Raw genomic sequence first — 12087 nt, 5'->3', positions numbered from 1 at the left:
CTGTAGGGTAATGTCCCGACCTCTACGGCGGAACGTCCACGTAGTGGACAGTTTTCACCCGCATCCTGAGACGCAGGTGGTTCACCTGCTGGTCAGAGCCGGGCGCGGACGAGGTCCCAGACGACGTGCGCGAGCGCGGACTTCGGGCCGCTCTCGACGGTGACGGAGCTGCCGTCGGCGCCCAGCACGACCGCCGCGTTGTCCTCGGTCTCGAACCCGCGATCGGCGCCCACCTCGTTGACGACCAGGAGGTCGCAGCCCTTCGCGGCCAGCTTGGCCCGGCCGTGGTCGAGCACGCTGCCGGACGCGTCGCCGGTCTCGGCGGCGAACCCGACGACGACCTGCTTCGGGCTCGGCCGGTGCGCGGCCAGATGGGCCAGGATGTCGGAGGTGCGTTCCAGCTCGATGACCGGCGACGTCCCGTCGGCGGACTTCTTGATCTTGGTGCCGGTGTACGCGGCCGGGCGGAAGTCGGCGACGGCGGCGGCCATGACGACCGCGTCGGCGCCGGCCGAGGCCTCGACCATGGCGTCGTACAGCTGCGCCGCGGAGCCGACCCGCACGAGGTCGACGCCTGCGGGATCGGGCAGCGCCACGTTCGCCGCCACCAGAGTGACCCGGGCGCCGCGGGCGGCCGCGGCGCGGGCCAGCGCGTAGCCCTGCCGGCCGGACGAGCGATTGCCCAGGAACCGGACCGGGTCGAGGTGCTCGCGGGTGCCGCCGGCGGACACGACGACGTGCCGGCCGGCGAGGTCCGGGCCGGCGTCGCCGCGGGTCAGCACGTCGGAGACGTAGGCGAAGATGTCGGCCGGCTCGGGCAGCCGGCCCTTGCCGGTGTCGGCTCCGGTCAGCCGCCCGACCGCGGGCTCGACGACCAGGGCGCCGCGCCGGCGCAGCGTCTCGACGTTGGCGACCGTGGCCGGGTGCTCCCACATCTCGGTGTGCATGGCCGGCACGAACACCACCGGACCACGCGCGGTGAGCAGCGTCGACGTCAGCAGGTCGTCGGCCAGCCCCGCGGCGGCCTTGGCCATGAGGTCGGCCGTGGCCGGCGCGACCAGCACGAGGTCGGCGTGCCGGCCGATGCGTACGTGCGGCACCTCGTGGACGTCGTCGAAGACCTCGGTGCGCACCGGACGACCCGACAACGCCGCCCAGGTCGGCTCCCCGACGAAACGGAGGGCCGACCTGGTGGGTACGACGGTGACGCCGTGGCCGGACTCGGTGAGCCGGCGCAGGACGTCGGCGACCTTGTAGGCGGCGATGCCGCCCCCGACCCCGAGAACGATCTCGGCCATCAGCCGGGACCGGCCGTCAGCTCTGCTCGGACGCGGGCTCCGCCTTGGCGACCGGCGCGACCGGCTCCTCGGCGTCGATGTCGTTGGGGTCGATGTGCTCGGCCGTGAGCAGGCCCGCGTCGATCTCGCGCAGCGCGATGGACAGCGGCTTCTCCTGCACGTGCGTCTCGACGAGCGGCCCGACGTACTCGAGCAGGCCCTCGCCCAGCTGCGAGTAGTAGGCGTTGATCTGCCGCGCCCGCTTGGCCGCGTAGATGACCAGGCCGTACTTGGAGTCGGTCTTGGCCAGCAGGTCGTCGATGGGTGGGAAGGTGATGCCCTCGGCAACGCCTTGGGTTCCGGCCACGCTCATGCCTCCGGGCTTGTCAAGTGGGGTGTACGCATCAAGGTTACCAACTCTTCGCAAACCGTCTCGACGTCGGTGTTCACGAGCGTGACGTCGAACTCGGCCTCCGAGGCCAGTTCCTCGCGGGCGGTGGTCAACCGGCGCTCGCGCTCGGCCTCCGTCTCGGTGCCCCGGCCGATGAGCCGGCGGACCAACTCGTCCCAGCTCGGTGGTGCGAGGAACACGAACAGCGCGTCGGGGATGGTCTCCCTGACCTGGCGGGCACCCTGCAGGTCGATCTCCAGCAACACCGAGTTGCCGCCCGCGAGCGCACGCTCGACCGGAGTGCGCGGCGTGCCGTACTTCGCCCGCTTGTGCACCACGGCCCACTCGAGGAACTCGCCCTGCTCGATCATCTTGTCGAACGTGGCGTCGTCGACGAAGTGGTAATGCTCGCCGTCGACCTCTCGCGGCCGCGGCGGCCGGGTCGTCGTGGACACCGAGATCCACAACTCCGGATGGGCGGCGCGCAGCTTCTTGACGACGGTCGTCTTTCCGACCGCCGTCGGCCCCGACAGGACGATGACCCGCGGGGCCGACAGCGGATGGGACGTGTGCAGGCTCAACCGCCGAAACGCTCGATCAGCGCCGCCGACTGGTTGGCGCCCAGACCGCGCACGCGACGGGTCTCGGCGATGCCGATCTCCTCCATGATCTGCTTGGCGCGGACCTTGCCAACGCCGGGCATCGACTCGAGGAGGGCAGAAACCTTCATCTTGCCGATGACCTCATTGTTCGCGCCTTCCTTGAGCACGTCGCCAAGGCGTGCTCCGGCATTCTTCAGGCGGTTCTTGACCTCCGCACGCTCCCGGCGAGCTTCGGCAGCCTTCTCGAGAGCGGCCGCGCGCTGTTCGGGAGTCAGATTAGGGAGCGCCACGAGCGGGTCACCTCTGTTGTGTCGTTGTGTGGATGTGGGTCCGACCACCGCTTCCGATGGCCTTGTTTCAGGAACCTAGCGAGTGAAGCACCAGGTCAGCAACGCAATCCACCGTACCTGTCCGGATGAATCCACGGTACGAGGTCCCCCGCGTGTCGCGCTGGAAGTCCGCGGATCTGGACTGGTCATGCCCCGGTGGAGGCACGAAACAGCAGGTCACGGACGTCCTCGATGGTCCGGACGGCGGCCGCGCGCAGCGCCGCGGGGTCCGGTCCGGCGGACAGCACCTCGCGCGACGCCGACGGCACGACCTGCGGCAAAGCGGTCCCGAAGACCGTCGCGAGGTCCGCGACGGTGGCCCCCTGAGCCCCGATGCCCGGCGCCAGTAGCGGCCCCCCGACGGCGAGCTGCTCACCGGACGCGCCGGTCGTGGCGCCGACGACGACGCCGACGCTGCCCAGCGGATCGCCCGCGGCCAGCGCGGCGGCGTTGGCGGCACGGACGTGCTCGAGCATGGTCCCGGCGACGGTGCGCCCGCCGGTGGTCGTCGCGTGCTGGACCTCCGGGCCCTCCGGGTTGGACGTCAGCGCCAGCACGAAGACGCCGTTGCCGTGGACTGCGGCGGTGTCGAGCACCGGGCGCAGCGACTCGAAGCCCAGGTACGGCGAGACGGTGACCGCGTCGGCGCACAGCGGCGACGCGGGGTCGCAGTAGGCGTCGGCGTAGGCCTGCATGGTCGAGCCGATGTCGCCGCGCTTGACGTCCAGCAGCACCAGCGCACCCGCGGCCCTCGCGTCGGCGATGACCCGCTCCAGCACGGCGACGCCGCGCGACCCGTGCCGCTCGAAGAACGCCGACTGCGGCTTGAGCAGCGCGACCGTCTCGCCGAGCGCCTCGACGGCCGTGCGGGCGAACCGCTCCAGCCCGGCGGCGTCGTCGGCCAGCCCCCAGGCGCTGAGCAGGCCCGGGTGCGGGTCGATGCCCGCGCAGAACTGCCCGCGGTCCCGCATCGCGGCGTGCAGCCGCCGCCCGAACGACTCTGGCGCGGTCATGCTGCCCCCCTCCGGTTGATCTTGGAGTTGTTCGGCCATCTATCGGACATTTCACCCCACGATTGCCGAACAACTCCAAGATCAACTTCGGTCTGGGGGGTCACGGGGCCTCCTCGATCAGGTGAGCCAACTCGCGCTGCACGCGCGCCGGCCAGAACGGCCCGCCGTAGATGAACGCGGTGTACGCCTGAACCAGCGTCGCGCCGGCCCGCAGCCGATCGTGCGCGTCCTCGGCGGTCGTGATGCCACCGGCGGCGACCAGCGTGAGCCGGTCGCCGACGGCGCCGCGGAGCAGCCGCAGCACCTCCAGCGACCGGTCGGCGAGCGGCCCGCCGGACAGCCCGCCGGCCCCGGCCCGCTCGACCGCCAGCGGCGTGGAGCGCAGGCCGTCGCGGCCGATGGTGGTGTTGGTCGCGATGATGCCGTCGAGCTCCAGTTCGAGGGCGAGCTTCGCGACCGCCAGGACGTCGTCGTCGCCGAGGTCGGGCGCGATCTTCACCAGCAGCGGCACCCGGCGGGTCGTGACGGCGTCGGCCTGCGTGCGCACGGCGCTGAGCAATGGCCGGAGCAGCTCGACGGCCTGCAGGTCGCGCAGGCCGGGGGTGTTCGGCGAGCTGACGTTGACCACCAGGTAGTCGGCATACGGGGCGAGCAGCCTGGTGCTGGCCTCGTAGTCGCCGACGGCGCGGGCCTCCGGCACCACCTTGGACTTGCCGATGTTGACGCCGACGACGACCGGCAGCGCGCCGCGACGGCGGCGTCGCCGGGCCAGCCGGGCGGCCACCACGGCCGCGCCGTCGTTGTTGAAGCCCATGCGGTTGACGACGGCGCGGTCGGCGACCAGGCGGTGCAGGCGCGGTTTCGGGTTGCCCGGCTGCGGCCGCCCGGTGACCGTCCCGACCTCGACGAACCCGAAGCCGAGCGCCGCCAGGGCGTCGATGCCGACGGCGTTCTTGTCGAACCCGGCGGCCAGCCCCAGCGGGCCCGGGAAGTGCAGCCCGAACGCCTCGACGGCCGCGGGCGACCCGGCCGGCGGGCCGAGCCGGCGCCGTCCGTACGCCGCCAGCCCCGGCACCCGGGCCGCCAGCCGCATGGCGGCGAACGCCCCCCTGTGTGCCGTCTCGGCGTCGAGCCTCGACAGCACCCGCCGGAACAGCAGGTCGTACGCCGTCACGACCGGCGCGCCCAGGACTGCAGCGACCGGACACCGACCGACTCGGCACGCAGCGACTCGATGCCCTGCACCACCGCGGCCAGCCCCTGCGTGGTGGTGATGCAGGGGATGTTGCCCTGGATGGCGGCGCGGCGGATCTCGTAGCCGTCGGCGCGCGGGCTGCCGCCCGTGGTCGTCCCGCTCGGCGTGTTGATGATGAGGTCGACGTCGCCGGCGAGGATGCGGCCGATGATCGTCGGCGTGCCGTCGGGCTCGTGGCCGACCCAGCGCTTGCGCACGACCTCGGCCGTCACCCCGTTGCGACGCAGCACCTCGGCCGTCCCGGCGGTGGCCAGGATGGTGAAGCCGAGGTCGGCCAGCCGCTTGACCGGGAAGATCATGTGCCGCTTGTCGCGGTTGGCCAGGGAGACGAACACCGTGCCCGACGTCGGCAGCGCGCCGAACGCGGCCGATTGGGACTTGGCGAACGCGGTGCCGAACTGCTCGTCGATGCCCATGACCTCGCCGGTGGAGCGCATCTCCGGGCCGAGCAGCGTGTCGACGGAGCGGCCGTCGGGCGTGCGGAAGCGGTTGAACGGCATGACCGCCTCCTTCACCGCGACCGGGGCGTCGGCGGGAAGGTCGACGGCGTCGCCGCCGGCGGGCAGCAGGGCCTCGTCGCGCAGTTGCTGGATCGTGCTGCCGAGCATGACCCGGGCGGCCGCCTTGGCCAACGGCACGCCGGTGGCCTTGGAGACGAACGGCACCGTCCGCGACGCCCGCGGGTTGGCTTCCAGCACGTAGAGGACGTCGCCGGCCAGCGCGTACTGCACGTTCAGCAGCCCGCGCACGCCGACGCCGCGGGCGATGGCCTCGGTGGAGGCCTTGATGCGGGTCAACTCGTCGCGGCCGAGCGTGATGGGCGGCAGCGCGCACGCGGAGTCGCCGGAGTGGATGCCGGCCTCCTCGATGTGCTCCATGACCCCGCCCAGGTACAGCTCGTCGCCGTCGAACAGCGCGTCGACGTCGATCTCGACCGCGTCGTCGAGGAAGCGGTCGACCAGCACCGGGTGCTCCGGGCTGGCCTGGGTGGCCCGGCCGATGTAATCGGCCAGCGTGGCGTCGTCGTAGACGATCTCCATGCCGCGCCCGCCGAGCACGTACGACGGCCGCACGAGCACCGGGTAACCGATGGTGTGCGCGATCTCGCGGGCCTCGTCGAACGAGCTCGCGGTGCCGTGCTTGGGCGCCGGCAGCCCGGCCTCGCCGAGCACCCGCCCGAACGAGCCGCGGTCCTCGGCGAGGTCGATGGCCTTCGGCGACGTGCCGACGATCGGGACACCGGCCTCGGCCAGCGCGGCCGCCAGCCCGAGCGGCGTCTGCCCGCCCAGCTGGACGATGACCCCGGCGACCGGGCCGGCCTGCCGCTCGGCGTGCACGACCTCGAGCACGTCCTCGAGCGTCAGCGGCTCGAAGTAGAGCCGGTCGGACGTGTCGTAGTCGGTCGAGACCGTCTCCGGGTTGCAGTTGACCATGACGGTCTCGTAGCCGGCCTCGTGCAGCGCCATCGCCGCGTGCACGCAGGAGTAGTCGAACTCGATGCCCTGGCCGATGCGGTTGGGGCCGCTCCCCAGGATGATCACCGCGGCGCGCTCGCGCGGGCTGACCTCGGTCTCTTCGTCGTAGGACGAGTAGTGGTACGGGGTCTTGGCCGCGAACTCGGCGGCGCAGGTGTCGACCGTCTTGAACACGGGCCGGATGCCCAGCGCGTGCCGGACCCCCCGGACGACCTCGGCCGACGTGCCCCGCAACGCTGCCAGCTGGGCGTCGGAGAAGCCGTGCCGCTTCGCCTCGCGCAGCACGTCGGGCGTGAGCTGCGGGGCCCTGCGGACGTCGTCGGCGACCTCGGTGAGCAGCAGCAGCTGGTCGAGGAACCAGGGGTCGATGCGGGTGGCCGCATACAGCTCGTCGACGCTCGCCCCGGCCCGCAGCGCGTCGAGCACGTCGCGCAGGCGGCCGTCGTAGGGGCGCCGGACCCGGTCGGTCAGCTCGTCCTTGTCGCCCGGCTCGGACGCGAAGTCCAGCGCGCCGTCGGACTTCTCCAGCGACCGCAGCGCCTTCTGCAGCGCCTCGGTGAAGTTGCGGCCGATGGCCATGGCCTCGCCGACGCTCTTCATGTGCGTGGTCAGCGTGGAGTCGGCGGCCGGGAACTTCTCGAACGCGAACCGCGGCGCCTTCACCACGACGTAGTCGAGCGTCGGCTCGAAGGACGCCGGGGTCTCCCCCGTGATGTCGTTCGGGATCTCGTCCAGCGTGTAGCCGAGCGCCACCTTCGCGGCGATCTTCGCGATCGGGAAGCCGGTCGCCTTGCTGGCCAGCGCGCTGGAGCGGGAGACCCGCGGGTTCATCTCGATGACGATGAGCCGGCCGTCGTCGGGGTTCACCGCGAACTGGATGTTGCAGCCGCCGGTGTCGACACCGACCGCCCGGATGATCGCGATGGCTTGGTCGCGCATGACCTGGTACTCGCGGTCGGTCAGGGTCAGCGCCGGCGCGACGGTGACGGAGTCGCCGGTGTGCACGCCCATGGGGTCGACGTTCTCGATCGAGCACACGATCACGACGTTGTCGGCGCCGTCGCGCATGACCTCGAGTTCATACTCCTTCCAGCCGAGGATGGACTCCTCGAGGAGCACCTCGGTGGTCGGCGAGGCGTCGAGGCCGGCGCCGGCGATGCGGCGCAGGTCGTCCTCGTCGAACGCCATGCCCGAGCCGGCGCCGCCCATGGTGAACGACGGCCGGATGACGACCGGGTAGCCGAGCTTGCCGGCCGCGGCCAGGCAGTCGTCCATCGAGTGGCAGATCTCCGAGCTGGCGGTCTCGCCGCCGACCTCCTCGACGATCTTCTTGAACGACTCGCGGTTCTCGCCCCGCTCGATGGCGTCGATGGACGCGCCGATCAGCTCGACCCCGAACCGCTCGAGCACGCCGCGCTCGTGCAGCGCGACCGCCGTGTTCAGCGCCGTCTGCCCGCCCAGCGTGGCCAGCAGCGCGTCGGGCCGCTCCAGCGCGATGACCTTCTCGACGAACTCCGGCGTGATGGGCTCGACGTAGGTGGCGTCGGCGATGTCGGGGTCGGTCATGATCGTCGCCGGGTTGCTGTTGACCAGGATGACCCGCAGGCCCTCGGCGCGCAGCACGCGGCAGGCCTGCGTCCCGGAGTAGTCGAACTCGCAGGCCTGACCGATGACGATCGGGCCGGAGCCGATGACCAGGACGCTGTCGATGTCCGTGCGCCTGGGCATCAGGCCTCCTTCTGGGTCTGCGGCGCCGCCGACATGACCTCGGTGAACCGGTCGAACAGGTAGGCGGCGTCGTGCGGGCCGGCGGCGGCCTCGGGGTGGTACTGGACGGAGAAGCCCTTGAGCCGGCCGTTCTCGTCGCGCAGGGCCAGGCCCTCGACGACGTCGTCGTTGAGGCAGACGTGGCTGACCTCGGCGCGTCCGTACGGCGTGTCCGTCGCGCGATCCAGCGGCGCGTCGACCGCGAAGCCGTGGTTGTGCGCCGTCACCTCGACCTTGCCCGTGGTGCGGTCCTGGACCGGCTGGTTGATGCCGCGGTGGCCGTAGCCGAGCTTGTAGGTGCCGAAGCCCAGCGCACGGCCGAACACCTGGTTGCCGAAGCAGATGCCGAAGAACGGCAGGCCGCGTTCGAGCGCCTGCCGCACCACGTGCATGGGGCCGTCGGCGGTCGCCGGGTCGCCCGGGCCGTTGGACAGGAACAGCCCGTCCGGATCGCGGGCCAGCACGTCGTCGATGGTCGCCGTGGCCGGGAGCACGTGCACCTCGATGCCGCGCTCGGCCATGCGCCGCGGCGTCATCGTCTTGATGCCCAGGTCGAGCGCGACGACGGTGAACCGGCGCTCGCCGTCGGCCGGCACCACGTAGGGCTCCTGCGTGCTGACCTCGGCGGCGAGGTCGGCGCCGAGCATCTCCGGGCTGTCGAGGACCCGCCGGCGCAGCGCGTCGGCGTCGGTCTCGACCGTGGAGATGCCGACCCGCATGGCGCCGCGTTCGCGCAGGTGACGGGTGAGCGCGCGGGTGTCGATGCCGCTGATGCCGACGACGCCCTGGGCGGCCAGCTCTTCGTCGAGGCTGCGCACGCTGCGCCAGGAGGACGCGCGGCGGGCGGGGTCGCGGACGACGTAGCCGGCGACCCAGATGCGGCCGGACTCGGGGTCGTCGTCGTTGACCCCGGTGTTGCCGATGTGCGGCGCCGTCTGCACCACGACCTGGCGGTGGTAGGACGGGTCGGTCAGCGTCTCCTGGTAGCCGGTCATGCCGGTCGAGAAGACGGCCTCGCCGAACGTCTCGCCGGACGCGCCGTACGAGCGGCCGCGGAACGTGCGGCCGTCCTCCAGCACGAGCAGCGCCGGTGCGCTCGTCGTCATGCGGTTCCCCCTGTCGTGTGGTGCGTGGGCCGGCCGCGCAGGAACGTCGCGACGACGGTGCCCGGCAGTTTCATCCCCTCGTACGGCGTGTTCCGCGACAGCGACGCCGATGCCGACGGGTCGACCGTGGTGGTGGTGCTCGCGTCGACGAGGGTGAGGTTGGCCGGTTCGCCGACGGCGACGGGCCGGCCGTGCGGCTGGTCGCCGGTGTCGCAGCGGCCGATGCGGGCCGGCGCGAACGACATGCGGTCGGCGACGCCGGCCCAGTCGAGCAGCCCGGTGTCGACCATGGTGTGCTGGACGACCGACAGCGCGGTCTCGAGCCCGAGCATGCCGAACGCCGCGGCGTCCCACTCGCAGTCCTTCGCCTCGACCGGGTGCGGCGCGTGGTCGGTGGCGACGATGTCGATGGTGCCGTCGGCCAGCGCCTCGCGCAGCGCGGCGACGTCGGCGGCCGAGCGCAGCGGCGGGTTGACCTTGTAGCGCGGGTCGTAGCCGGCCACCAGCTCGTCGGTGAGCAGCAGGTGGTGCGGCGTCACCTCGGCCGTCACCGGCAGGCCGCGTTCCTTCGCCAGCCGGACGATCTCGACCGAGCCCTTCGTCGACAGGTGGCAGATGTGCACCCGCGAGCCGACGTGCGCCGCCAGCAGCACGTCGCGCGCGACGATGGCCTCCTCGGCGACGCTCGGCCAGCCGCGCAGCCCGAGGCGTCCGGACAGCTCGCCCTCGTTCATCTGCGCGCCCTCGGTGAGCCGCGGCTCCTGCGCGTGCTGCGCGATGACGCCGTCGAACGCCTTCACGTACTCGAGCGCCCGGCGCATCAGCATCGCGTCGTGCACGCAGACGCCGTCGTCGGAGAAGACCCGCACGCCGGCGGCCGACTCGGCCATGGCGCCGAGCTCCGCCAGCCGCTCGCCCTTCAGGCCGATCGTGACGGCGCCGACCGGGCGGACGTCGGCGTGACCGGCCTCGCGGCCCAGCCGCCACACCTGCTCGACGACGCCCGCGGTGTCGGCGACCGGGTCGGTGTTGGCCATGGCGTGGACCGCGGTGAACCCGCCCCTGGCCGCGGCCCTCGTGCCGGTCTCGACCGTCTCGGCATCCTCGCGGCCGGGTTCGCGCAGGTGGGTGTGGAGGTCGACCAGGCCGGGCAGCGCGATCAGCCCGGTGGCATCGATGGTCGTGGCGTCGTCGCCGGCCTGCTCCCGCGCGCCGGCGCCGAGCGCGACGATGACGCCGTCGTCGATCAGCACGTCCTGCGGGTCGCCGCCGAGGACGCGCGCGCCGGTGATCAGGGTGCCGCTCATGCCGCCTCCTCAGGGGTCGGGCCGGTGTTCGTGCCGGCCAGCATCAGGTACAGGACCGCCATGCGGACGTAGACGCCGTTCGTGACCTGCTCGACGATGACCGAGCGGGCGCTGTCGGCGACTTCGGCGGTGATCTCCATGCCGCGGTTCATCGGGCCGGGGTGCAGCACGAGCGCCTCGGGCGGCATCAGCGCCTGCCGGCGGGCGTCGAGGCCGTAGCGGCGGCTGTACTCGCGGGCCGACGGGAAGAACGCGGCGTTCATGCGCTCGCTCTGGACGCGGAGCATCATGACCGCGTCGGCCCCGCTCAGCGCGTCGTCGAGGTCGTAGCTCGTGGCGCAGGGCCAGTGCTCGATGCCGTTCGGCAGCAGCGTCGGCGGGGCGACCAGCGTGACCTCGGCCCCGAGCGTCGCCAGCAGCAGGACGTTGCTGCGGGCCACCCGGCTGTGCAGCACGTCGCCGACGATGACGATCTGCTTGCCGGCCAGGTCGCCGAGGTGGCGGCGCATGGTGAACGCGTCGAGCAGCGCCTGGGTCGGGTGCTCGTGCGTGCCGTCGCCGGCGTTGACGACGCAGGCGTTGATCCAGCCCGACGTCGCCAGCCGGTAGGGCGCGCCGCTGGCGGAATGCCGGACGACGACGCCGTCGGCGCCCATGGCCTCGAGCGTCAGTGCGGTGTCCTTGAGGCTCTCGCCCTTGGACAGGCTCGACCCCTTCGCCGAGAAGTTGACGACGTCGGCGGACAGCCGCTTCGCCGCCAGCTCGAAGGACGTGCGGGTGCGGGTGGAGTCCTCGAAGAACAGGTTGACCACGGTGCGCCCGCGCAGCGTCGGCAGCTTCTTCACGGCGCGGCCCTCGGTCAGCCGGGCCATCTCGTCCGCGGTGTCGAGCACCAGCGTCGCGTCGTCGAGCGAGAGGTCGCCGGCGGACAGCAGGTGACGGATCATGGCGTGGCCTCCCGCTCCGCCTCGGCCTCCGGCGCCGACCTGCCGAGGACGACGCCGTCGTGGCCGTCGATCTCGGCGAGCCGGACCTTCACGCTCTCGGCCAGCGAGGTCGGGATGTTCTTGCCGACGTGGTCGGCGCGGATCGGCAGCTGGCGGTGCCCGCGGTCGACGAGGACGACCAGCCGGACGGCGCGCGGCCGCCCGACGTCCTCCAGCGCCGTCAGCGCCGCCCGGATGGTCCGTCCCGAGAACAACACGTCGTCGACCAGGACCACGATGCGGTCGTCGACCCCGCCGTTCGGGATGTCGGTGCGCTCGAGCGCTCGGGCCGGGCGCAGCCGCAGATCGTCGCGGTACATCGTGACGTCGAGGGCCCCGACCGGGACCTCGGTGCCTTCGACCGCGGAGATGCGTTCGGCGAGCCGGTACGCGAGCGGGACGCCGCGTTTCGGGATGCCGAGGAGGACGAGGTCGGCGGCGCCCTTGTTGCGCTCCACCACCTCGTGGGCGATACGCGTGAGCGCCCGGGCGACATCGTCGCCGTCGAGCACTTCGCGCGCGCCGGAAAGGTCGCGAGACATGCTTCGCAGGACCTCCTTCCCCGCCTCACGGGACGGG

The 12087-nt window shown here is 72.4% G+C and carries 11 protein-coding genes; all 11 read right to left on the bottom strand.

Annotated elements, in window-relative coordinates; translation table 11 throughout:
• Positions 1 to 92: 92 nt before the first annotated feature.
• The gene (gene coaBC, locus DZA62_RS20020) at positions 93 to 1298 is read right to left on the bottom strand and encodes a bifunctional phosphopantothenoylcysteine decarboxylase/phosphopantothenate--cysteine ligase CoaBC (RefSeq protein ID WP_116950687.1); all 1206 of its coding nucleotides are present in this window, start codon (positions 1296 to 1298) and stop codon (positions 93 to 95) included.
• A 16-nt stretch (positions 1299 to 1314) separates the two neighbouring features.
• The gene (gene rpoZ, locus DZA62_RS20015; RefSeq protein WP_269813908.1) at positions 1315 to 1644 is read right to left on the bottom strand and encodes a DNA-directed RNA polymerase subunit omega; all 330 of its coding nucleotides are present in this window, start codon (positions 1642 to 1644) and stop codon (positions 1315 to 1317) included.
• 2 nt (positions 1645 to 1646) lie between these two features.
• Positions 1647 to 2249 carry a guanylate kinase gene (gene gmk / locus DZA62_RS20010; protein WP_232827541.1) on the bottom strand — a complete coding sequence of 201 codons (603 nt, stop codon included), beginning with the start codon at positions 2247 to 2249 and terminating at the stop codon, positions 1647 to 1649.
• Positions 2246 to 2560, bottom strand: a complete 315-nt coding sequence (mihF, locus tag DZA62_RS20005) for an integration host factor, actinobacterial type (RefSeq protein ID WP_053202389.1) — start codon at positions 2558 to 2560, stop codon at positions 2246 to 2248. Before mihF ends, gmk begins: the two co-directional genes overlap by 4 nt.
• A 185-nt stretch (positions 2561 to 2745) precedes the next feature.
• Positions 2746 to 3612 (bottom strand): orotidine-5'-phosphate decarboxylase, encoded by an 867-nt coding sequence (gene pyrF, locus DZA62_RS20000; protein ID WP_116950685.1) that lies wholly within the window; start codon positions 3610 to 3612, stop codon positions 2746 to 2748.
• Between the two features lie 100 nt (positions 3613 to 3712).
• A complete protein-coding gene (locus DZA62_RS19995) occupies positions 3713 to 4786 on the bottom strand; it encodes a quinone-dependent dihydroorotate dehydrogenase (protein WP_116950684.1) in 1074 nt (357 codons plus the stop codon).
• A complete protein-coding gene (gene carB, locus DZA62_RS19990; RefSeq protein ID WP_116950683.1) occupies positions 4783 to 8070 on the bottom strand; it encodes a carbamoyl-phosphate synthase large subunit in 3288 nt (1095 codons plus the stop codon). The genes DZA62_RS19995 and carB overlap by 4 nt, the downstream gene beginning before the upstream one ends.
• Positions 8070 to 9215: a glutamine-hydrolyzing carbamoyl-phosphate synthase small subunit gene (carA, locus tag DZA62_RS19985; RefSeq protein WP_116950682.1), complete on the bottom strand. Its 1146-nt coding sequence runs from the start codon at positions 9213 to 9215 to the stop codon at positions 8070 to 8072. The genes carB and carA overlap by 1 nt, the downstream gene beginning before the upstream one ends.
• The gene (locus tag DZA62_RS19980; RefSeq protein ID WP_116950681.1) at positions 9212 to 10522 is read right to left on the bottom strand and encodes a dihydroorotase; all 1311 of its coding nucleotides are present in this window, start codon (positions 10520 to 10522) and stop codon (positions 9212 to 9214) included. The genes carA and DZA62_RS19980 overlap by 4 nt, the downstream gene beginning before the upstream one ends.
• The gene (locus DZA62_RS19975) at positions 10519 to 11469 is read right to left on the bottom strand and encodes an aspartate carbamoyltransferase catalytic subunit (protein WP_116950680.1); all 951 of its coding nucleotides are present in this window, start codon (positions 11467 to 11469) and stop codon (positions 10519 to 10521) included. The genes DZA62_RS19980 and DZA62_RS19975 overlap by 4 nt, the downstream gene beginning before the upstream one ends.
• Positions 11466 to 12050, bottom strand: a complete 585-nt coding sequence (pyrR, locus tag DZA62_RS19970; RefSeq protein WP_116950679.1) for a bifunctional pyr operon transcriptional regulator/uracil phosphoribosyltransferase PyrR — start codon at positions 12048 to 12050, stop codon at positions 11466 to 11468. The genes DZA62_RS19975 and pyrR overlap by 4 nt, the downstream gene beginning before the upstream one ends.
• Positions 12051 to 12087 lie beyond the last annotated feature (37 nt).

Origin of the sequence: Jiangella endophytica, assembly GCF_003427025.1 — a bacterium.
Lineage (GTDB): Bacteria > Actinomycetota > Actinomycetes > Jiangellales > Jiangellaceae > Jiangella > Jiangella endophytica.
The sequence above is the reverse complement of the archived record's forward strand: the minus strand, read 5'-3'. Positions and strand labels throughout refer to the sequence as shown.